At 64.1% G+C, this 22,546-nt stretch carries 21 protein-coding genes; 3 read left to right on the forward strand and 18 right to left on the reverse strand.

Annotated elements, in window-relative coordinates; genetic code table 11:
• The first annotated feature begins 156 nt into the window (after window positions 1-156).
• The 3 genes from fliK (at window position 157) to AC25ND_RS13225 (ending at window position 4,898) form a co-directional block, all read left to right on the forward strand.
• On the forward strand, window positions 157-1,725 hold the full coding sequence (gene fliK / locus AC25ND_RS13215; RefSeq protein WP_486976385.1) for a flagellar hook-length control protein FliK: 1,569 nt from the start codon (window positions 157-159) through the stop codon (window positions 1,723-1,725).
• Window positions 1,722-2,057: an EscU/YscU/HrcU family type III secretion system export apparatus switch protein gene (locus AC25ND_RS13220; protein ID WP_062361709.1), complete on the forward strand. Its 336-nt coding sequence runs from the start codon at window positions 1,722-1,724 to the stop codon at window positions 2,055-2,057. The genes fliK and AC25ND_RS13220 overlap by 4 nt, the downstream gene beginning before the upstream one ends.
• An 81-nt stretch (window positions 2,058-2,138) precedes the next feature.
• Window positions 2,139-4,898: a dermonecrotic toxin domain-containing protein gene (locus AC25ND_RS13225; RefSeq protein ID WP_280092761.1), complete on the forward strand. Its 2,760-nt coding sequence runs from the start codon at window positions 2,139-2,141 to the stop codon at window positions 4,896-4,898.
• Between the two features lie 63 nt (window positions 4,899-4,961).
• Here AC25ND_RS13225 and AC25ND_RS13230 read toward each other — a convergent pair whose 3' ends face one another.
• The 18 genes from AC25ND_RS13230 to AC25ND_RS13315 form a co-directional block, all read right to left on the reverse strand.
• A complete protein-coding gene (locus tag AC25ND_RS13230; RefSeq protein WP_028691013.1) occupies window positions 4,962-5,357 on the reverse strand; it encodes a DUF2802 domain-containing protein in 396 nt (131 codons plus the stop codon).
• Window position 5,358: 1 nt separating this feature from the next.
• Complete coding sequence (locus AC25ND_RS13235; RefSeq protein ID WP_003254393.1) at window positions 5,359-5,838, reverse strand: chemotaxis protein CheW; 480 nt, start codon at window positions 5,836-5,838, stop codon at window positions 5,359-5,361.
• Between the two features lie 67 nt (window positions 5,839-5,905).
• Entirely contained in the window at window positions 5,906-6,826 is a 921-nt protein-coding gene (locus AC25ND_RS13240) for a CheW domain-containing protein (protein ID WP_062361704.1), read from the reverse strand.
• On the reverse strand, window positions 6,826-7,614 hold the full coding sequence (locus AC25ND_RS13245; RefSeq protein WP_028691011.1) for a ParA family protein: 789 nt from the start codon (window positions 7,612-7,614) through the stop codon (window positions 6,826-6,828). Before AC25ND_RS13245 ends, AC25ND_RS13240 begins: the two co-directional genes overlap by 1 nt.
• Before the next feature lie 78 nt (window positions 7,615-7,692).
• A complete protein-coding gene (gene motD, locus AC25ND_RS13250; protein ID WP_182323453.1) occupies window positions 7,693-8,550 on the reverse strand; it encodes a flagellar motor protein MotD in 858 nt (285 codons plus the stop codon).
• Window positions 8,551-8,553: 3 nt separating this feature from the next.
• Window positions 8,554-9,294, reverse strand: a complete 741-nt coding sequence (locus AC25ND_RS13255) for a flagellar motor protein (RefSeq protein ID WP_028691009.1) — start codon at window positions 9,292-9,294, stop codon at window positions 8,554-8,556.
• Window positions 9,294-10,418 (reverse strand): protein-glutamate methylesterase/protein-glutamine glutaminase, encoded by a 1,125-nt coding sequence (locus tag AC25ND_RS13260; protein ID WP_486976386.1) that lies wholly within the window; start codon window positions 10,416-10,418, stop codon window positions 9,294-9,296. The genes AC25ND_RS13255 and AC25ND_RS13260 overlap by 1 nt, the downstream gene beginning before the upstream one ends.
• 45 nt (window positions 10,419-10,463) lie before the next feature.
• Window positions 10,464-12,680, reverse strand: a complete 2,217-nt coding sequence (locus AC25ND_RS13265) for a chemotaxis protein CheA (protein ID WP_486976387.1) — start codon at window positions 12,678-12,680, stop codon at window positions 10,464-10,466.
• Window positions 12,681-12,692: 12 nt separating this feature from the next.
• On the reverse strand, window positions 12,693-13,481 hold the full coding sequence (locus tag AC25ND_RS13270) for a protein phosphatase CheZ (protein WP_028691006.1): 789 nt from the start codon (window positions 13,479-13,481) through the stop codon (window positions 12,693-12,695).
• Between the two features lie 19 nt (window positions 13,482-13,500).
• Complete coding sequence (locus tag AC25ND_RS13275; protein ID WP_172402424.1) at window positions 13,501-13,875, reverse strand: chemotaxis response regulator CheY; 375 nt, start codon at window positions 13,873-13,875, stop codon at window positions 13,501-13,503.
• A gap of 103 nt (window positions 13,876-13,978) precedes the next feature.
• Window positions 13,979-14,719 carry an RNA polymerase sigma factor FliA gene (gene fliA, locus AC25ND_RS13280; protein WP_028691004.1) on the reverse strand — a complete coding sequence of 247 codons (741 nt, stop codon included), beginning with the start codon at window positions 14,717-14,719 and terminating at the stop codon, window positions 13,979-13,981.
• Window positions 14,716-15,549, reverse strand: coding sequence for a flagellar synthesis regulator FleN (gene fleN, locus AC25ND_RS13285; RefSeq protein ID WP_016393812.1), 834 nt, complete (start codon window positions 15,547-15,549; stop codon window positions 14,716-14,718). The genes fliA and fleN overlap by 4 nt, the downstream gene beginning before the upstream one ends.
• A 114-nt stretch (window positions 15,550-15,663) precedes the next feature.
• Window positions 15,664-16,977, reverse strand: coding sequence for a flagellar biosynthesis GTPase FlhF (flhF, locus tag AC25ND_RS13290; protein ID WP_028691003.1), 1,314 nt, complete (start codon window positions 16,975-16,977; stop codon window positions 15,664-15,666).
• A gap of 11 nt (window positions 16,978-16,988) precedes the next feature.
• Window positions 16,989-19,118 (reverse strand): flagellar biosynthesis protein FlhA, encoded by a 2,130-nt coding sequence (gene flhA, locus AC25ND_RS13295; RefSeq protein WP_028691002.1) that lies wholly within the window; start codon window positions 19,116-19,118, stop codon window positions 16,989-16,991.
• Between the two features lie 388 nt (window positions 19,119-19,506).
• A complete protein-coding gene (locus tag AC25ND_RS13300; protein ID WP_062361696.1) occupies window positions 19,507-20,067 on the reverse strand; it encodes a DUF1285 domain-containing protein in 561 nt (186 codons plus the stop codon).
• An 11-nt stretch (window positions 20,068-20,078) separates the two neighbouring features.
• A complete protein-coding gene (locus AC25ND_RS13305; RefSeq protein ID WP_062361693.1) occupies window positions 20,079-20,684 on the reverse strand; it encodes a DUF4823 domain-containing protein in 606 nt (201 codons plus the stop codon).
• 66 nt (window positions 20,685-20,750) lie between these two features.
• Entirely contained in the window at window positions 20,751-21,719 is a 969-nt protein-coding gene (locus tag AC25ND_RS13310) for a GTP 3',8-cyclase MoaA (RefSeq protein ID WP_028690999.1), read from the reverse strand.
• Between the two features lie 129 nt (window positions 21,720-21,848).
• On the reverse strand, window positions 21,849-22,484 hold the full coding sequence (locus AC25ND_RS13315) for a TetR/AcrR family transcriptional regulator (protein ID WP_028690998.1): 636 nt from the start codon (window positions 22,482-22,484) through the stop codon (window positions 21,849-21,851).
• Window positions 22,485-22,546 lie beyond the last annotated feature (62 nt).

The raw sequence follows: 22,546 nt of genomic DNA on the forward strand, positions 1-22,546 counted from the left end.
ACAGTATGAGGTCTGTCACCGGTACCGACACCGATTGCAGCCTGCGTCTCAAGTCGCTCCAACCCCTGCCGTTATACTGGCAATGGCGAGCGAGCAGCATTATTGCACGCGCCAGCGCGCTGCCAAGAGGGCGGGTTCGACAGGTTGTATACAATCATGACTGAAATCAATAGTCTCAGCACACAAACTGCGGTAAGCCCCCAGGCGACCCGGGCCGCCATGACCGGCGAGCTGTTGCGCCTGCTGCAGGCCCAGCCTGGCCTGCTGCCGCCTGGAGAAACCGCCGAAGCCGAGGTTGTGACCCTGCGCCAGATCGGCCAGGAGTTCCAGATGCTGCTTCGGCTGACCCAGGCCAATGGCAACCAGACACAAGTGCTGACCACCGCCAGTCAACCCCTGCCACCCGGCAGCCAGGTCCTGGTCAGCCAGACGGATAGCAGCCGTTTGGCGGTGATGGTGCAACAGGCCACTGCCCGCAACATCGCCACTCTGACCCGGCTGGACACCCGGGAAATGCCGGTCGGCACCCTGCTGCAGGCCAAGGTCCTGACCAGCCAGGCCCTGCCGCAGAGCTCCGGCGCGCCCACCACCTTCCGCTCGCTGGTGAGCCTGCTCAGCGGCAGCCAGGCCGGTGCCACGCTGGTCATCGACAGCCCGCGCCGGCTCCCCGTGGGCAGCCTGCTCAGCGCGCTGGTGCAGAGTGAACAGGGGCTACGCTTCGTGCCCCTGAGCGGCCGCCAGGACCAGCTGGCGGTCACTCAGCACCTGTCGACCCAGCAGAACCTCCAGGCCTCGCTGCCGGGTGTGCTCGACAGCCTGCAACGGATCGCCAGCAGCCCCGATGCAGACCCCGAACTGCGCACCAGCGCCGAGCGCCTGCTCGCCAGCCTGCCGGACGCGCGGCAACTGGGGGATGCGAAGGGCCTGGCCCAGGCCCTGAACAACAGCGGCACCTTCTTCGAAGCCAAGCTGCTAGGCGGGTTGGCCGGCGGCATCGCCCCCGACCTGAAGGCACAGCTTGTCAGGCTGGTGGCCCAGGCCCTGCCCAGCGTGCCGGGCCATCCGCCACTGACCAGCGCGCTGGCCACCAGCACCCTAGCCCAGGCCTTGCCTGGCCTGGCCCGCAGCGCACTAGGGATGCTCGGCCAAGTCAGCCCACGGCCACTGCCCAGCGTCTTCCCCCTGCCCTCGCGTCTTCTGCAGAAGCTGGAAAGTGAAGGCGACCTCCAGCAATTGCTACGCCTGGCCGCCGCCGCCATCTCCCGTCTGCAGAGCCACTCGCTGTCCAGCCTGCAACAGAGCGGCACCTTGGAGAACGGCAACCAGCAGACCACCTGGCAGACAGAGATTCCTGTGCGCCATGGTCAGGAGTTCGTGCCGCTGCAGGTCAAGTTGCAGCGCGAGGAAACACCGAAGCAGCAGGCCGACCGCGAGCGCGAGCAGCACGATCCACTGGAAGCGCTGTGGCGCATCGAACTGGCCTTCGATCTCTCACCACTTGGCCCTCTGCAGGTACAGGCGCAGTTGCTGCAAGGCAAGCTTTTCGGCCAGCTCTGGGCGCAGCAGGAAGCCACCGCGCGCCTGATCGACAGCCAGCTGGGCACACTGCGCGATCGCCTGCTGGCCCGAGGCCTGGACGTCGGGGACCTGGAATGCCACCCCGGCCTCCCCCCGCAGGGGCCACGCACGCGCCTGGAACAACGCTGGGTAGACGAGACCGCATGAAACACAAGCCACCCCGCCAGGCGATCGCCCTGAGCTACGACGGCCAGCAGGCCCCGACCCTGAGCGCCAAGGGCGACGATGAGCTGGCCGAGGCCATTCTCGCCATCGCTCGCGAGCATGAGGTGCCCATCTACGAGAATCCCGAGCTGGTGCGCCTGCTGGCGCGCCTGGAGCTGGGTGAACAGATTCCCGAAGCGCTGTACCTGACCATCGCCGAGATCATCGCCTTCGCCTGGCAACTGCGGGGCAAGGTGCCGGAGGACTTCTTCGACGCCACGCCCAGCGAGCGCGAAATCACTCCTGTGCTGCCGCGCTTGCCGCATCCGGGCTGACGCAGCGGTACATATGTAGTCCCCGGTGGCCGCACAGGGGGGCGACCTTTGCCGTTACTCACTCACGCAAAGGCCCCTGCCATGACCACCGCTTATGTCAACGACGCTGGCACCCAGTTCGCCCGCCAGCACCTGAGCCATTTTCCCCGCCCGGACCGTGCCGCCGGCGACGCCATCAAGCAATGGGCAAGCGCCCGCGGCGTGACGCTCGACCCCGATCAAACCGATGTGGTCACGCTTCACTACCAACCCCATGGCGACCTGGCGAATTGGGATGGCGTGCTCGTGGCGAAGAGCACGCTGACCCAAGCCATGCTGTCCAACTGGCAAGGTGAATCGGACAACAACCTCATCGGCGGACTGTTCGGCGAACCTTGGGCCGGGCACCTACCCGGGCGCATCAGCCTGGTCGAGACTTTGCGCCCCAAGGCCTGGAACGCACCCTCCGGCGTCAACTACCAAGTGTTCAACGGCGTTTTCCGGCGCACCACGCCGCAGGTATACGGCCCCGAGACACTGCTTGGGCTGCCAGCAGAAGACCTGCAACAGTTCATCTGGAAAATGGATTTCCACGCCACCTACAAAGGCATGCTTGATCGCTACTGGGCCAACGCCGGGAACAGCCACCGCATCCTGGCCAAGATGGCCTTCATCGCCACCTGCAACAAACAGGTGGCCGAAGGCAGCCTGGACGAGGCCGGTCGCCAGCTGGCCTGGCAAGCCGCCGAACTCATGCCGCGCACCGCCACCTTTCGCATGCGCGCGCTGAACATCTATGGCTACAGCGCCACCGACCTGATCTACCTGTACGACAAGAACGCGCACACCGCACTGCTGTACGTACCCGGCAACGCCTCGGCACTGCATACCTTCGCCGGCCCCAATGCCCTGAAGGACTGGGTAGCCCAACAGTGCAAGGACCCCGTCAAACGCGAAGCCCTGGCCGGGCATTTCGGCCAGGCCGATCTGCCAGACGGCCTGGATTTCAGCGGCCTGCGCACCGCCCTGGAAGGCCTCGCCGTCTACCCAGCGGTGTACCGCCTGTCACCCAACCGCTCAGGCTTCACCACCGATGGCGCCTGGCCGCCCCGCACCTATGTCAACTATCGACCCGACACGTACAACCCCGCCATAACCGGGGACCTGTTCCAGGCGCTCGCCGAGCGCCAACGCGCACGCAGCTACCAGGATGCCGACGCGGCGATCACCAGTGACAGCGAGATCACCAAAGCCCGCTGGCGCGGCTACCTGAGCTCGGCGATCAACCTGCTCGGCCCCCTGGCTTTCGTGCTGCCGGAGCTGGCGCCCCTGTTCGCCCTGGGCGGCATCGCCCAGTTCGGCTTGGGGCTGGACGCGGCGATCAACGGCCATGGCGTGGATCAGCAAGCCTCGGGCGTAAGTGATGCCACGTTCGGCCTGTTCAACGCCTTGCCGCTGCTGCATGCCGAGGTGACCAAGGCGCCCGCGCTGTTCCGCTTCAAGTACGACGGTTTCGTCTTGCCCAGCGAGGTGAACGGCAAGCTGGGCTACCCCTTGAGCCCGATGGACCCGCCTCTGCTGCCCGCCGAAGAAGCGCTCGAGTATTTCCACCTCCCAGACCCCGTCGCGCCGCTCGAGGGTGGTGACGAGGCAACCCGTGGCGCCGTCATCCGCCTGACCCAGTTCAACGGCGAGCCCGATACCCTGCGCGCAACCATCGGTGGCTACAGCGCCGATGTTGTCTACGACCTGGAGGCCAACGCCTTCGTCCAGCGCGACGACCTCAATGCGGTGGAACCGAAACGCTACATCCCTCGCGTGGCCAGCAGGAACCTGGTCCGTGCGCCGCAAGGCAGGCTGGTCACCGATGAAATGCGCACCGCGAGCCTGCGGGCCATGGGCATCGACCTGCCACTCCCGGTGAAGGTGCCGGAATTCCCCTTGGAGGCGAGCCGAAGAATCCCCGAGCAGATCCTCAGCATCTGGGTCGGCGACCGAACGATACCCGACAACCTGCTGGCCAACCTCGCCAAGAACAGCAGAACGCTAAAGCCCTCACGCTTCAGCCTGCGCCTGTACCTGTCCAACGAGTCGCCCCAGGCCTATGTGCGAAACCTCGAGCGCCTGGCCGAATACGCCCCCGACGTCATCGTGCTGCCCCTGGAGGAGCAACCCTTCTATTCCTCGTTCAAGGACAGCGCCAACTACCCGCAATACCGCGCCGCGATCGACGGCAATGGCGGCATCGCACGCCATTTCTCGTCGGCGGCGGATGTCTTGCGTTTCCCACTGTTGGACCACGAGGGGGGCTTGTACATGGACATCGACGACAGGCTACTGGCCGAGGGCGAGTACCCGGTGACGATCAACGGACGCGGCTACGGCCCGCGGGCCAAACCGATCGACGATACCTTCTTGCAGACCACCCCTGATGGCGTGCTGCTCTACCCGCCGATCGCCAACGAAAAGATGAACATCCACTGCATCTACAACACCAGCCTGATCGGCAGTCATGCCAACAACCCGACCCTGAGGGCCATCAGCGAAGAAATGCACGCTCGCTTTCAGGCCGAACCGAGGTTCTACGACAGCAAACCGGACGCCGCGCGCGACCCGGAGGGTTTCGCCCACTACGCCAATACCCTGAGCCGGCTGACCGGGCCCACCCTGCTGACCGACGTGACCGACCGCTTGCTGCCCGACCTGAAACAGCTCAGGCAAATCACCAACCTCGACTCGCTGTCCACCGTCAATTCCTTCACGTTCGTCGACCGCCTCGCCTACAAGACCGCGCTAGACCGCTACCTGCCGCTCAATGGCGTCGCCAGGATCGGCAACAACCATGCCTGGGCCAAGCCTTGAAGGTCTGACGTTGATAGTCACCCCTGAAACGACAAGGCGACCCGAAGGTCGCCTTGTGCACGCTCATTCGACGCGATGCAACTTGCTCATCAGCTGCGCCTCGGCCTGGGTCAACCCGCAGGTCTGGGTCAACTCCTCGACGCTAGCCCCCATCCCCACCAGTTTGGCGGCCTGGGCAAAGGTGACGCTGTTGGGGTCGCGTTGCTCGAGTTGCTGCAGCTTCTCGGGCAACGGCGCCACCACCGCGCGCAGCTCATGGATCGCCTCGCCCATGCGCACGGTGCCATTCTGGTAATCGTCCAGGCGCTTGGCCAGGTCCTTGATGCGCTGGTCACGCAGCGCATCGCCCTGGGCTTGCTGGGCGGCCAGCTCGCGCTGGCGCTTGCTGTAGTTGAGGAAGAACCACAGGCTCAGTGCCCAGAGCAGCGCCAGGAAGATGACAGCAACCTCGAAGATCAACTCAGATGTTCTCCAACTCGGACCACTCTTCCTCGGTCATCATCTTGTCCAGCTCGACCAGAATCAGCAGCTCGCCGTTCTTGTTGCAGACACCCTGGATGAACTTGGCCGACTCTTCGTTGCCGACGTTCGGCGCGGTCTCGATCTCCGACTGACGCAGGTAGACCACTTCGGCGACGCTGTCGACCAGGATACCGACCACTTGCTTGTCCGCCTCGATGATGACGATGCGGGTGTTGTCGGTGACTTCAGTCGGCATCAGGCCAAAGCGCTGGCGGGTGTCGATGACCGTCACCACGTTGCCGCGCAGGTTGATGATGCCCAGCACGTAGCTGGGAGCGCCCGGAACCGGGGCGATCTCGGTGTAGCGCAGGACTTCCTGCACCTGCATGACATTGATGCCGTAGGACTCGTTGTCCAGACGGAAGGTTACCCACTGCAGGATCGGATCTTCGGAACCTTGTGCAGACGACTTTTTCATTCCCCTAGCCCTCAAAATCCGCCATTGGCGGTGTGCTCTGTATTGCCGCGGCAGTAGCGGCGTTGATTCAGTTGTGTTTGGTGTTCATCTGCTTGACCGCGCCACTGGCGATCAGCTCGGCCAGTTCGGCGACATCGAGCAGCGCGCACATGTGTTCGATCACCGTGCCGGCCAGCCATGGCCGTTGGCCACGCTGGCTGCGCCACTTGATCTCGTTCGGGTCCAGGCGCAACGAACGGCTGACCTGGTGCACGGCCAATCCCCATTCGTAGCCCTGGACTGAAATCACATACTGCAGGCCCTGGCGGAAATCGTCGCGGTAGCGGTCCGGCATCACCCAGCGCGCCGTGTCGAGCACCTTGAGGTTGCCCGCCTGGCAGGTGAGGATGCCGAGGAACCAGTCCGGCTGGCCGAACAGTGGCGTCAGCTCCTGGCCGGCCAGGGTGTAGATCGAGCCCAGACACACCAGCGGTACCGCCAGGGTCAGCCCGGCAACATCGAACAGCAGGCATTCGAACGGTTCGGCGGCCCAGTCCGGACGGCCATCGACGCTGGCCGGCGGTGTTGGCGCGGCGGGTGCCGCCGTCACATTCAGCTCCACCAACGGCGCCACGGGTTCGATGGCCTGGGTCTGGCTCAGGACCGGGATGCTGGCATCGGCCACCACCTCGGTCTCGACCATGGCGACCACCGGCTCCACCACCGGCGCGGCAGGCGGCAGCACGGTCGGCAGGACCTTGGCCTGCGGCTCGGCAAAGGGCCGCGCAGCAGGTGGGGTCGGAATTATCTGGCGCTGGGCGTCTCGGGCCTGTTCCTCGCGAACCGCTGCTTCGAAGTCATCGCCGGGGGCCTGCTCGACAGGCTCCACGACAGGCGTCTCCAACTCCGCCGGCAGCTCGAACGACTCGGTGGCCTCCTGCAGCAGCCCGTCGAGGTAGGACTGCAAGGCCATCTGTGGCTTGGTGGTGATCTGCCGAGCCTGGTTCATCACGCCACCTGCAATGCGGAACGGTAGGTGAGCAGATGCTTGAGCAGCGCCCGGTAGGCGACCACGCCACGGCTCTTGCCGTCGAACTGCGAAGGCGTGACGCCGTTGCGGCTGGCGTCTCGCAGACGCGTGTCCACCGGAATGTAGCCCTGCCAGACCTGGTCGCCATAGGTGTCACGCAGCACCTTCAAGGTGCCCAGCGATGCCTGGGTTCGGCGGTCGAACAGGGTCGGCACGATCTGGTAGGGCAATGCCTGCTTGCGCGAGCGATTGATCATGCCCAGGGTGCTGACCATGCGCTCCAGGCCCTTGACCGCGAGGAACTCGGTCTGCACCGGGATCACCAGCTGCTGGCTGGCGGCCAGGGCGTTGACCATTAGCACGCCTAGCAAGGGCGGGCTGTCGATCAGGGCAAAGTCGAAATCCTGCCACAGTTGCGCCAGACTCTTGGCGATCACCAGGCCCAGGCCACTCTGCCCCGGCGACTGGCGCTCGAGCACCGCCAGCGCGGTGCTCGACGGCAGCAGCGAGATGCGCTCGTCGCTGGTCGGCAGCAGCAGTTGGCCCGGCAAACCTTCGGGTACCGTGCCCTTGTGCAGGAACAGGTCGTAGCAGCTGTGCTCGAGCGCATCGGGGTTGTGCCCGAAGTAGCTGGTCATCGAGCCGTGCGGGTCGAGGTCGACCACGACCACGCGCTTGCCCGCCTCGGCCAGCAAGCCGGCCAGGGCGATGGTGGTGGTGGTCTTGCCGACGCCACCTTTTTGATTGGCTACTGCCCAGACTCTCATCGTGCGTTGCTTCCTCCCGGTATGGCCGCCTGCCCTGCCGGGAACGGTGTGAAATTCAGTGACGGGGATTTGACGAAATCAGCCCCCGGTCGACGGTGCTGGCGAGGCTGGTGCACTTTGTGTGCCAGCCCGGCGCATCGCAGCATCCGGGGTGGCATTGGCACTGCCACTGCCGGTCAGGCTGCGGCGTACCTCCAGGTTACGCGAGATCACCAACACCACCCGGCGGTTGCGCGCACGCCCGTCGGCAGTGTCGTTGCTGGCCACCGGCTGGTACTCCCCGTAACCCACCGAGGCCATGCGCGCCGGGTTGACCCCTTCCATCGCCAGCAACCGGACGATGCTCGCCGCCCGCGCCGACGACAGCTCCCAGTTGGTCGGGTACTGAGCGGTGCGAATCGGCAGGTTGTCAGTGAAGCCTTCGACGTGCACCGGGTTGGCGAACGGCCTGAGAATCTTCGCCACCTTCTCGATGATCTCGAAGGCGACATCGCTGGGCATGGCGTCGGCACTGGCGAACAGCAGCGAGGAGTTGAGCTCGATCTCCACCCACAGTTCGTTGCCGCGCACGGTCATCTGGTTGGACTTGATCAGGTCGCCGAAGGCGTCGCGGACATCGTCGGTGATGGTCTTGAGCGGGTCGGCGCTGGTCTGCGCCAGGCCCGCGTCGGTCTGCTCGCTGTCCTTGATCAGCGGCTCGGCGGGCTTGACGCTCAGCGGCCGCTCGTCACCGATAGGGATCGGCTTCATGCTGCGCTCGGGGTCATTGAAGACCCCGATCAGCGCCTGGGAAATCTGCTTGTACTTGCCCTCGTTGATCGACGAGATCGAATACATGACCACGAAGAAGGCGAACAGCAGGGTGATGAAGTCGGCGTACGAGACCAGCCAGCGCTCGTGGTTCTCGTGCTCTTCGATCTTGCGACGACGGGCCATGGCTTACTCCATGAAGCCTTGCAGCTTCAGCTCGATCGAGCGCGGGTTCTCGCCTTCGGCGATCGACAACAAGCCCTCGAGCAGCATCTCGCGATAGCGAGACTGACGCAGGGTGATGGCCTTGAGCTTGTTGGCGATCGGCAGCAGGATCAGGTTGGCGCTGGCCACGCCGTAGATGGTGGCGACGAAGGCCACGGCAATGCCGTTACCCAGCTGCGACGGGTCGGCCAGATTACCCATCACGTGGATCAGACCCATCACCGCACCGATGATGCCGATGGTCGGCGCATAGCCGCCCATGCTCTCGAACACCTTGGCGGCCTGGATGTCGCGGGCTTCCTGAGTCAGGAAATCGACTTCAAGTATGCTGCGGATGGCCTCGGGCTCGGCGCCGTCGACCAGCAGCTGCAGGCCTTTGCGCGCATAGGGATCGGGCTCGGCGTCGGCCACGCCCTCCAGGCCCAGCAGGCCCTCCTTGCGTGCCGTCAGACTCCAGTTCACCACCCGGTCAATGCCACCGGGCAGGTCCACCCGCGGCGGGAAGAAGATCCAGCCCACGATCTGCAGAGCGCGCTTGAACGCCGACAGCGGCGACTGCAACAACGCCGCCGCCAGGGTACCGCCCAGCACGATCAATGCCGCCGGGCCGTTGATCAGCGCACCGACGTGGCCGCCCTCGAGGAAATTGCCGCCAACGATGGCGACAAAAGCGAGGATCAGGCCGATTAGGCTCAACACATCCATCAGATGCACGCCTCGACCAGGTGCTTGCCGATCTCGTCCAGGCTGTACACGGCATCGGCCAGGTTGGCCTTGACGATGGCCATGGGCATGCCGTAGATCACGCAACTGGCCTCATCCTGCGCCCACACGGTGCTGCCACCCTGCTTGAGCAGGCGTGCGCCCTCGCGACCGTCGGCGCCCATGCCGGTGAGCACCACCGAGAGCACCTTGTCGCCATAGGACTTGGCGGCGGAGCCGAAGGTGATGTCGACACAAGGCTTGTAGTTCAGGCGCTCGTCGCCCGGCAGGATCTTCACCGTGCCACGGCCGTCGACCATCATCTGCTTGCCACCCGGGGCCAGCAACGCCAAGCCCGGACGTAACACGTCACCGTCCTCGGCTTCCTTGACGCTGATCTTGCACAGCTTGTCCAGGCGCTCGGCGAAGGCCTTGGTGAAGGCCGCCGGCATGTGCTGGATCAGAACGATCGGCGCCGGGAATCCGGCGGGCAGTTGGGTCAATACCCGCTGCAGCGCCACCGGGCCACCGGTGGAGGTGCCGATGGCGACCAGCTTGTAGGGCTTGCGCTTGGGCGCCGGCGAATGCGCGGCGGCCGGTGCCGCGGCGCGGGCCGGAGCCGCCGTGCGCACGGGCGTGGTACTGGCGAAGCTGCTGGCCGGCGCATGACTATTGGCCGGAGCCGGCGCGGCGGCGGGCGCCGGGCTGGAATAGGCGCTGAAACGGCGGTTGCTGCGCGAGATGGTATGGACCTTCTCGCACAGCAGCTGCTTGACCTTTTCCGGGTTGCGCGAGATGTCCTCGAAGTTCTTCGGCAGGTAGTCGACCGCACCGGCGTCCAGGGCGTCGAGGGTGACGCGGGCGCCTTCATGGGTCAGCGAGGAGAACATCAACACCGGCGTCGGGCAGCGCTGCATGATGTGCCGCACCGCAGTGATACCGTCCATCATGGGCATTTCATAGTCCATGGTGATGACATCGGGCTTGAGCGCCAGCGCCTGGTCGATCGCTTCCTTGCCGTTGGTCGCGGTGCCCACGACCTGGATCGTCGGGTCCGCCGAGAGAATTTCCGAGACACGGCGGCGGAAGAAACCGGAATCATCCACCACCAGGACCTTGACTGCCATAAACACTCCATTAGGCGGCGCACCCGCCAGGGCGCGCCACCGAAATCAAATACGCCGGGCGGCGTAACGCTTGAGCATGCTCGGAACGTCGAGGATCAGCGCGATCCGGCCGTCACCGGTGATGGTCGCGCCGGACATGCCCGGGGTGCCCTGCAGCATCTTGCCCAGCGGCTTGATCACCACCTCTTCCTGGCCAACCAACTGGTCGACCACGAAGCCGATGCGCTGGGTACCGACCGACAGGATCACCACATGACCTTCGTGCTGCTCCTCATGCTCGTGGTCCTGGACCAGCCAGCGCTTGAGGTAGAACAGCGGCAGCGCCTTGTCGCGCACGATCACCACTTCCTGGCCGTCGACCACGTTGGTGCGCGACAGGTCGAGGTGGAAGATCTCGTTGACGTTGACCAGCGGGAAGGCGAACGCCTGGTTGCCGAGCATTACCATCAGGGTCGGCATGATCGCCAGGGTCAGCGGCACCTTGATGACGATCTTCGAGCCCTGGCCTTTGGCCGAGAAGATGTTGATCGAGCCGTTGAGCTGGGAAATCTTGGTCTTCACCACGTCCATGCCGACGCCGCGGCCGGACACGTCGGAGATCTCGGTCTTGGTCGAGAAGCCCGGGGCGAAGATCAGGTTGTAGCAGTCCGACTCGCTCAGGCGATCGGCCGCGTCCTTGTCCATCAGGCCCTTTTCCACGGCCTTGGCGCGCAGGATGCTCGGGTCCATGCCCTTGCCGTCGTCGGAGATCGACAGCAGGATGTGGTCACCCTCCTGCTCGGCGGACAGCACCACCCGGCCCATGCGCGACTTGCCGGAGGCCTCGCGCTCGTCAGGCATCTCGACGCCGTGGTCAACGGCGTTGCGCACCAAATGCACCAACGGGTCGGCCAGGGCTTCCACCAGGTTCTTGTCGAGGTCGGTCTCTTCACCGACCAGCTCCAGGTTGATCTCTTTCTTGAGCTGGCGGGCCAGGTCGCGAACCAGGCGCGGGAAGCGGCCGAAGACTTTCTTGATCGGCTGCATGCGGGTCTTCATGACCGCGGTCTGCAGGTCGGCGGTGACCACGTCGAGATTGGACACGGCCTTGGACATGGCCTCGTCGCCGCTGTTGAGCCCCAGGCGCACCAGGCGGTTACGCACCAGCACCAGTTCGCCGACCATGTTCATGATCTCGTCCAGACGCGCGGTATCGACCCGCACGGTGGTTTCCGCTTCGCTGGCGCCATGCTTCTCGGCGGCCGGCGCAGGAGCGCGAGCCGGGGCGGCAGGCTTGGCGGCCGCAGCCGGTGCCGCGGCGGGCGCAGGAGCCGGCTTGGCAACGGGCTTGACCTCGGCCTTGGCCGCGACAGGCGCGGCGACGGCGGCAGGCGCCTCGGCGGTGACCGCGTCACTGGAGAACTTGCCCTTGCCGTGCAACTGGTCGAGCAGGGCCTCGAATTCGTGTTCGCTGATGCTCTCGTCGCCCGCGGCGGGTGCCGCGCTGGCCACTGGCGCGGCGGCGCCTGGCAGTGCGTCGACGGCAAAAGTACCTTTGCCGTGCAACTGGTCGAGCAGCGACTCGAACTCATCGTCGGTGATCTCGTCGCTGGCCGGAGTGGCTGGCGCAGGCGCGCTGACGGCGGCATCGGCCGAGAACTGGCCCTTGCCGTGCAGCTGGTCGAGCAGCGACTCGAACTCGGCATCGGTGATCTCGTCACCGCCGCCGCTGATTTCTTCACCCTGCAGTTGCTCATGAACCTGAGCTTCAGCCTTGACCGCATCGAGCGAGTCGAGCAGTTGCTCGAACTCGGTATCGGTGATGTCGGGCTCGGCAGCCGGGGCTTCGACCACGGGCGCCGCCTCGACCACCGGGGTCGGGGCTTCGGCGCCACCGGGCTCGGCCAAGCGCGACAGCGCCGCCAGCAGCTCCGGCGTGGCCGGCGTGACATCGGTACGTTCGCGCACCTGGCCGAACATGCTGTTGACCGTGTCGAGGGCCTCGAGCACCACGTCCATCAGTTCCGCGTCAACCCGGCGCTCACCTTTGCGCAGGATGTCGAACACGTTCTCGGCAATGTGGCAGCACTCCACCAACTCATTGAGCTGAAGGAAGCCGGCGCCCCCTTTTACAGTGTGGAAACCGCGGAAAATCGCATTGAGCAGGTCCGCGTCATCGGGCCGGCTTTCCAGCTCGACCAATTGCTCGGACAGTTGCTCGAGGATTTCGCCGGCTTCTACCAGGAAATCCTGGAGGATTTCTTCATCGGCGCCGAAGCTCATTAAACGTGCTCCTTAAAAACCCAGGCTGGACAACAGATCGTCGACATCGTCCTGGCTGGACACGACGTCTTCACGCTTATCGGCATGAATCTGCGGACCTTCACCCCGAGTCGGATGTTTTTCTTGATCTTTTTCAGCGCGCAGCTGCTGGTGGTCATGTTCGATCCCGGCAAAGCGGTCGACCTGGCTTGCCATCAGCACGAGCTTGAGCAGATTGCTTTCGACTTCGGTGACCAGCGCGGTCACCCGTTTGATCACCTGGCCGGTGAGATCCTGATAATCCTGGGCCAGGACGATATCGTTGAGATGGCCGGCGACCTTCTGATTACCTTCGGCGCTGTGCGTCAGAAAACTGTCCACACGCTTGACCAACTCACGGAATTCCGGCGCTGCCACCTCACGGCGCATGAACCGCTGCCAATCGGCGGACAGGCTCTGGGCCTCGGCGGCGAGGTCGTTGAGCACCGGGGTGCAGGCCTCTGCCAGGTCCATGGTGCGGTTGGCCGCACCTTCGGTGAGGCGAACCACGTAGGAGAGGCGTTCAGTGGCGTCGGTAATCTGCGACACTTCCTCGGCCTGCGGCATGGACGGGTCGATCTGGAAGTTGACGATTGCACTGTGCAGTTCGCGAGTAAGCTTGCCGACTTCCTGATACAGCCCGCGATCGCGGGTCTGGTTCAGTTGGTGGATCAGCTGTACCGCATCACCGAACCGGCCGCGCTCGAGGCTCTCGACCAGTTCCTGGGCATGCTTCTTAAGGGTTGATTCGAACTCACCCAAAGAGTTGTTGGTTGACTCCATTGCGCCCCCCAGACGTGACTCAGCCGTTGACGCGTTCGAAGATCTTTTCGATCTTTTCTTTCAGCGCCACGGCGGTGAAAGGCTTGACCACGTAGCCGTTGACGCCGGCCTGGGCAGCTTCGATGATCTGCTCGCGCTTGGCTTCTGCGGTGACCATCAGTACCGGCAGGTGCTTGAGGCGCTCGTCCGCGCGAACAGCACGCAGCAGGTCGATACCGGTCATGCCCGGCATGTTCCAGTCGGTTACCAGGAAGTCGAAGTGTTCGCTGGTGAGCATCGGCAGTGCCGTGTTGCCGTCATCAGCCTCCTTGACGTTGGTGAAACCCAGGTCACGCAACAGGTTCTTGATGATCCGCCGCATCGTCGAAAAGTCGTCAACGATGAGGATTTTCATGTCTTTGTTCAATTAGACCTCCAAGCAGTCTTAAACGCGCTCGGCGCCGAGCGCGCACTCAATCAATTCGGCACCACAAAAAAACGACTGCATCAAACCTGGTTCAACGCGCCCGCCATTCCCCCAGGCGGCTGCGCAGACGCGCCGCGCACTGGCTGTGCAACTGGCTGACACGCGATTCGCTGACCCCCAGGACCTCACCGATTTCCTTGAGGTTCAGCTCTTCGTCGTAGTACAGCGCCAGGACCAGGCGCTCGCGCTCCGGCAGGTTGGCAATCGCATCGGCCAGGGCGGCCTGGAAGCGCTCGTCCTCCAGGTCCCGCGATGGCTCCAGCTGGCCGCTGGCTCCGTCCTCGTGCAGCCCCTCGTGTTCGCCGTCCTGCAGCAGGTCGTCGAAACTGAACAGGCGACTGCCCAAGGTGTCGTTCAGAATCCCGTAGTAATCATCGAGACTCAATTGGAGTTCGGCAGCAACCTCGTGATCTTTAGCGTCGCGCCCTGTCTTTGCTTCAACACAGCGAATCGCGTCGCTGACCATACGCGTGTTGCGGTGCACCGAGCGCGGTGCCCAGTCGCCCTTGCGCACTTCGTCGAGCATGGCGCCGCGGATGCGGATGCCGGCGTAGGTTTCGAAGCTGGCGCCCTTGCTGGCGTCATACTTGTTGGCCACTTCCAGCAGGCCGATCATCCCAGCCTGGATCAGGTCCTCGACCTGGACGTTGGCCGGCAAACGCGCCAGCAGGTGGTAGGCGATGCGCTTGACCAGCGGCGCGTAGCGCTCGATCAGCTCGTACTGAGCGTCCTTGGCGGCCTTGCTGTACATCTTGAAACCGCTCGCGTTCATAGCACCGGCCCTGCACTGGTGGGCTGCACCAGGCGCTCGACGAAGAATTCCAGGTGTCCGCGCGGGTTGGCAGGCAGCGGCCAGCTGTCGACCTTCTGCGCAATGGCCTTGAAAGCCAGCGCGCACTTGGACCGCGGGAAGGCCTCGTATACAGCCCGCTGCTTCTGCACGGCCTTGCGCACACATTCGTCGTACGGCACGGCACCGACGTATTGTAGGGCGACGTCAAGGAAACGATCCGTGACCTTGGTCAACTTGGCGAACAGGTTGCGCCCTTCCTGCGGGCTCTGGGCCATGTTGGCCAGCACGCGGAAGCGATTCATCCCGTAGTCGCGGTTGAGCAGCTTGATCAGGGCGTAGGCGTCGGTGATCGAGGTAGGCTCGTCGCACACCACCAGCAGCACCTCCTGGGCGGCGCGGACGAAGCTGACTACCGAGTCACCAATACCCGCAGCGGTGTCGATCACCAGCACGTCGAGGTTGTCGCCGATCTCGCTGAAGGCCTGGATCAGGCCGGCATGTTGGGCTGGCGCCAGGTGCACCATGCTCTGGGTGCCGGAAGCCGCCGGGACGATGCGCACACCGCCAGGCCCCTGCAGCAGCACATCGCGCAGCTCGCAGCGACCCTCGATGACATCGGCCAGGGTACGCTTGGGCGTGAGCCCCAGCAGAACGTCGACATTGGCCAGGCCCAGGTCGGCGTCCAGCAACATGACCCGGCGGCCGAGCTCGGCTAACGCCAGAGACAGGTTCACTGAAACGTTAGTCTTGCCGACGCCACCTTTGCCACCGGTCACGGCGATCACCTGTACGGGATGCATGCTACCCATGTCTGTTCTTTACCTTGTCTCGCTTGGACCCAGGCCACATGAGGGGCTGAACGTTCAAGGCCACGGTACGGCCGGGCAACCCCATGATGTAGGTACTTTGCACAGTATTCACCCTCAACCCGCACGCTTGCCAGGGTTGTGGTAGAGATCAGCGAACATGTCGGCCATGGCCTCGTCGCTGGGCTCGTCCTGCAACTGCACACTGACCGCGCGACTCACCAGCTGGTGCTTGCGCGGCAGTTGCAGGTCGTCAGGAATGCGCGGCCCATCGGTCAGATAGGCCACCGGTAGTTCATGACTGATGGCTAGGCTCAGCACTTCGCCGAGGCATGCCGTTTCATCGAGTTTGGTCAGGATGCAACCGGCCAGGCCGCAGCGTTTGTAGCTGTGGTAGGCGGCGGTGAGCACCTGCTTCTGGCTGGTGGTCGCCAGCACCAGGTAATTCTTGGCGGCGATACCGCGCCCGGCCAGGGTCTCGAGCTGCATGCGCAGCGCCGGGTCGCTGGCCTGCAGGCCGGCGGTGTCGATCAGCACCACGCGCTTGCGCAGCAGCGGCTCCAGCGCCTGGGCCAGCGACTCGCCCGGATCGACATAAGTGACCGGCACATTGAGGATACGCCCGAGGGTCTTGAGCTGCTCCTGGGCACCGATGCGGAAGCTGTCCATGCTCACCAGCGCCAGGTTGTTCGCGCCGTACTTGAGTACATAGCGCGCGGCCAGCTTGGCCAGGGTGGTGGTCTTGCCCATGCCGGCCGGGCCGACCATGGCGATGACACCGCCCTCCTCGATCGGTTCGATCTCAGGTATGTCGATCATCCGCGCCAGGTGCGCCAGGACCATGCGCCAGGCATGACGCGGCTCTTCGATCTCGGCAGTGAGGTCGAGCAGCTCGCGCGCCAAGCCGCCTGACAGACCCAGGCGCTGCAGGCGGCGCCAGAGGTTGGCCTGCTGTGGCTTGCTGCCCTGCAACTGACTCCAGGCGAGCGAACCGAGCTGGACTTCCAGCAGCTCGCGCAGACCGGTCAGTTCGAAGCGCATGGCGTCGAACAGGCGCGGATCAACCGGGGCCGGCGCTGCGGCGGCGATCGGTGCAGGCTCATCCACATGCGCTTCGATCAACGGCTCGGACGCGGTCAGCGACTGGCCGGCGAACAGCTGACGGTTGCCGCCCTCGACGGCATCGCCGCGCCCGGTCAGTTCGGCCTGGGCGGTGACGATGCGCGACTGGGTCTTGCGTAGCTCGTCCTCGAGCTCCGCATTGGGCACGCGTGGGGCCAGGGCGGACAGTTTGTAGTCCAGCGCAGCCGTCAGTTCGACACCGCCAGCGATGCGCCGGTTGCCGATGATGGCGGCGTCGGAGCCGAGCTCATCCCGGACCAGCTTCATGGCCTGACGCATATCGGCGGCGAAAAAACGCTTAACTTGCATAACCCACTACCTCAGCCGTTCGGGCCCACGGTGGCAACGATGGTGACTTGCTTGTTGTCAGGTATTTCCTGATACGCCAAAACATGCAAATTCGGTACTGCCAGGCGACCGAAGCGCGACAGCATGGCGCGGATCGGGCCGGCAACCAGGAGGATAGCCGGCTGACCCTGCATTTCCTGACGCTGGGCCGCCTCGATCAACGAGCGCTGAAGCTTTTCGGCCATGCTCGGCTCAAGAAGAACACCATCTTCCTGACCCTGCCCGGCCCTTTGCAGACTATTGAGCAAGATCTGTTCCAACCTTGGCTCCAAAGTGATCACAGGCAGCTCGGACTCAACGCCAACAATGCTTTGCACGATGGCGCGGGACAATCCGACCCGCACCAACGCCACCAGCGCGGCGGTATCTTGACTCTTTGTCGGATTGTTGGCGATGGCTTCGGCAATGCTGCGGATGTCACGCACCGGCACCTGTTCGGCGAGCAACGCCTGCAAGACCTTGAGCAGGCCCGACAAGGAAATGACACCCGGCACCACCTCCTCGGCCAGTTTCGGCGAGACCTTGGCCAGCACCTGCAGCAGCTGCACCACCTCCTCGTGCCCGATCAGCTCGTGGCAGTGCTTCTGCAGGATCTGGTTGAGGTGGGTGGCGACCACGGTGCTGGCGTCGACCACGGTATAGCCCAGCGACTGCGCCTGGGCGCGCTGGCCGACATCGATCCACACCGCCTCCAGGCCGAACGCCGGATCGCGCGAGGCGATGCCGTTGAGGGTACCGAATACTTGGCCGGGGTTGATTGCCAGCTCCCGGTCCGGGTAGATCTCGGCTTCGGCCAGGATCACGCCCATCAGGGTCAGACGATAGGCGCTGGGTTGCAGGTCAAGGTTGTCGCGAATGTGCACGGTGGGCATGAGGAAACCCAGGTCCTGGGACAGTTTCTTGCGCACGCCCTTGATCCGCGCCAGCAGTTGGCCGCCCTGGTTGCGGTCCACCAGCGGGATCAAGCGATAGCCGACCTCCAGGCCGATCATGTCGATGGGGGTGACGTCGTCCCAGCCCAGCTCCTTGGTTTCCATGGCGCGCTGCGGCGATGGCAGCAGGTCCTGCTGGCGCTGGGCCTCCTGTTGGGCGACGGCTTTGGCCTTCTGTTGTTTCTTCCATACCAGGTAAGCGCCGCCACCGGCCAGTGCGCCGAGGCTGAGGAAGGCGACATGCGGCATGCCTGGGACCAGGCCCATGATGATCATCAGCGCGGCCGACACACCCAAGGCCTTCGGCGAGTCGAACATTTGCCGGTTGATCAGCTTGCCCATGTCCTCGGAGCCCGAGGCACGGGTGACCATGATCGCGGCCGCGGTGGACAGCAGCAGCGATGGCAATTGCGCCACCAAACCGTCACCGATGGTCAGCAGGGCATAGACCTTGCCGGCATCGGCAAAGGTCATGTTGTGCTGCAGCATACCGATGAGCATGCCGCCGATGAGGTTGATGAAGAGGATCAGCAGGCCGGCGATGGCGTCACCGCGGACGAACTTGCTGGCACCGTCCATGGAGCCGTAGAACTCGGCCTCCTGGGCGACCTCGGCGCGACGGGACTTGGCCTGGGCCTGGTCGATCAGGCCAGCGTTGAGGTCGGCGTCGATGGCCATCTGCTTGCCCGGCATGGCGTCGAGGGTGAAGCGCGCGCTCACCTCGGAGATGCGCCCGGCGCCCTTGGTCACCACGACGAAGTTGATGATCATGAGGATGGCGAACACCACCGCACCGACGACGTAATTGCCGCCGATCACCACTTCACCGAAGGCCTGGATCACCTTGCCCGCGGCGCCGTGACCTTCCTGGCCGTGGAGCATGACCACTCGGGTGGAAGCAACGTTCAGCGCCAGGCGCAGCAGCGTGGCCACCAGCAGGATGGTAGGGAACGCGGCGAAATCCAGAGGACGCAGGGCGTAGACGCAGACCAGCAAGACCACGATCGACAGGGCGATGTTGAAGGTGAAGAACACGTCGAGCAGGAACGGCGGGATCGGCAACATCATCATTGCCAGCATCACCAGCAGGAGCAGCGGCACGCCGAGGTTGCCCCGACCGAGACCGGCCAGGTTGTTACGGGCGCTGCTGATTAACTGAGTGCGATCCACCGCGATTCCTCTTCAAGCAAAACTTTGACGCCTGCGTGGCGACTGGCGCTGCCTTTGCAAGAAGCTTTCCAACTTTTCTGGGGGGGCTTTTCGGGGGTTCGGGTTCGGGTTCGGGTTCGGGTTCGGGTTCGGGTTCGGGTTCGGGTTCGGGTTCGGGTTCGGGTTCGGGTTCGGGTTCGGGTTCGGGTTCGGGCAAAGAGTGTGGGCTTTGATTTCCGCATGCGCACTCTTTGGCGCTGTCGCCGCTCACTCACCTTTCAGTACGGGCGAACAAGCGTCGACATTGCCAATGAATGCGCATACAACTTACAAAACCACCGCACAATCGGTAATCGGCCAACCCATTAAAGCTGCCTTTGAAAGGGGCTATGGAAGCCCAGAAAAACCACTACCCATTGCGCCCAATAAGATAAAACTCACCCCGACTCCAAACCCCAAGCCACTCCTCCCCGTCGATCTCCCGGGAAACCGCCAGTTCCACCAACTGATAGAACACATTGCGATGCACCAGCGCTTCAAGGTTTCCACGCATCAACAGGTAAGGAGAGGGTTCATCGGTAACCGGATCGAGCTCCACCCGCAGCGGATGGCCCGGCCCAGCCTCGACCTGATCGTCGACATTGCTGGTAAACCGCAGCACCTGCTGCTCCCCGCTGCCCTCGACATCCAGTAGCACGGCGACAAATGGTGCGTCATCGACCCGGATCCCGACCTTCTCCACCGGCGTAACCAGGAAGTAGTCGTCCCCCTCACGCCGAATGATGGTAGAGAACAACCGCACCATCGGCTTGCGACCGATCGGCGTCCCCAGGTAGTACCAGGTCCCGTCCCGGGCGATCCGCATGTCGATGTCACCGCAGAAGTCCGGGTTCCACAGGTGTACCGGGGGCAGCCCCTTGTGCGCGGGGATCTGCGCCAGCAGATCGTTGGCCTTGCCGGAATCGCTCATGACACGCTCGCTCAGTTGCTCATGCCCAGAAGGCTACGAGCGTACTCGCGCATCGGCGCGGCAAGCAAATCCTGTGGCGTGTTGTCGTGGAACGTCAACAAACCGCCGCGACTCTTGATACGCGCGGTGTCGATCAGGTAGCGCGTGCTGGTCTCGATCAGCATCATCTGCACCACGCCACGGTCCCAACCCAGGCGATCGACAGCCTGCTCGTCATACCACTCGTCACCGTTGCCGATGCGATCGTCGGTGCGGGCGAAACGGGTGTAGAGCACATAGTCGGCACCCACCGCGCGGGCCTCGGCGATCGCGTCTTCCAGACCCAGCGGCCCCTGGGCGCGACGCACCAGCGGGAAGTACTCGACGAAGCTTTTGAAGGCCTCCTCGGCGACTGCGTTCTGCCGTGGCAGCGGCCCCTTGCCCGGCGGCACGAATGCGCCCTGGCCGATGAAGATGAACGAGTCCGGCTGCAGGCGGATCGACAGGGTACGGGTGGTGTCGCTATGGTCCAGCAAGCCCGCATCACTCATGTGGTAACGGACGCCCTCCCCCATATCGCTGACATTCATGCAGCCGCCCAACGCCATCAGCGCCAGCAGCAAGACCAGGCTACGCATCTTTCCTCCAGAAACCGGTGACGAAAAACCGGCGAATAGCCGCAGGATGCAGCTTTTGCGCCAGAGTCAGCCGCCGATTACCTTCATCACCATCACATCGCCAGAGAACGCCACGTCCTGCTTGTCCGCCAGGGCCCTCACCAGCAGCCTCTGCAATGCCGGGAGCGCCTGATGTCGGGGCTTGTCCAGCAGGTCGCCGACAAAGTGACGATTGCTCGACGACAGGCAGCCATGCAGCCAGCCGGTGGACGACAAGCGCAGGCGCGAACAGCTGCGGCAGAACGGCACGCTCTCGTTGGCGATCACGCCGAAATGCCCCCTGCCGGGAATGCGGTAGCGCAGGGCCGTGGCATCCAGCGGGCGCGGCGCCTGCTCATAGCTGTACGACTCGCCGATCAGCGCCAGCAGTTGCTCCAGGCCAACGAACTGCTGCAGGAAGGCATTTGCGTCGCGCGCCAGGTGGCCCATGCGCATCAGCTCGATGAAGCGCAGCTCGTAGCCCCGTTCGAGGCAGTAGTCGAGCAGTGGCAGCACCTGATCGAGGTTCTGTCCGCGCATGGGCACCATGTTGACCTTGATCGCCATGCCCGCAGCACTGGCCTGCGCCATGCCCGCCAGGACGCTGGCCAGGTCGCCGCCCCGGGCGATCCGGCGAAAGGCACTGGCGTCGAGGGTATCGAGGGAAACATTGAGCCGGCGGATACCGGCATCACGCAGCAGCGGCAGCTTGCGGGCGAGTAACTGACCGTTAGTGGTCAGGCTGATGTCGTCCAGCCCCAGGCCCGCCACCGCGCCGAGAAAGGCTTCCAGTCGCGGGCTGACCAGCGGCTCGCCGCCAGTGATGCGCAGCCGTTCGACCCCGGCCGCCTCCACCAGGTAGGCCACGCCCCGGGCCAGGGCATCCGCCGTGAGCTCGTCCTGCGCCGCCACCAGGCGCTTGCCATCGGGCACGCAGTAGGTGCAGGCATAGTTGCAGGCAGCAGTCAGGCTGACGCGCAGGTTGCGAAAGCGCCTGCCTTGACGATCGACGATCATGGATGACTCCGGCGTGGAAGATTCTGGCGGGCAAAACCTGACTCAAAAATCAGGTTTTTGCAAGCCTTCCCGTCGAAGCCTGGATGCAACGCGCCCGCCGAAGACTCGACGGGCGCGCCTTGGACGGCTTTAGTTCGAGGCTTCCGGGTCGCGCTTGCGCTTGTTGCCCATGCGCACGCCGATGTCCATGAGGAACTGGAAGAAACCTTCCTGATCTTCGAGCACATTGCTCCAGAACGGCGAGTGGTAGAGCGCCACCGCGCCATGGACCAGCGCCCAGGCCGCGCAGTAGTGGAAGTACGGCGGCACGTCCTCGAGCTTGCCCTCGCTGATGCGCCCCTTGATCAGCTGGGTGAGGCGATCGAAGTTGGAGGCGCGGATGCTGTGTAGCTGCTCGACCATTTCCGGCACCTGATTGCCCTTGACCACCTTCTCTTCCAGGCGGTCGAACAACCGGTAGCGCTGCGGGTCGCGCATGCGGAACTCGAAGTAGGCACGCGACAGGGCTTCCTTGTCGCGGTCGACGTCAGCCGAATGCAACAGCTCATTCAGGTCGCGCTCGTAGTCGAGCATCAGGCGCAGGTAGATTTCCGCCTTGGACTTGAAGTGCTTGTAGATCGTGCCTTTGCCGATACCGACGGCGTCGGCGATCATCTCGACGGTGACGCTGTCTTCACCCTGTTCGAGAAACAGCTTGAGCGCCGTGTCGAGGATCTCTTGTTCGCGACGGCGAAACTCACGGACCTTGCGAGGTTCTTTCTGCATAAAGAAGGACTGGGATGACAATCGAAGCGGATTATTATGCCTAACTGGCGGCAAATTGCACG

Source organism: Pseudomonas sp. P110(2024) (assembly GCF_057480795.1).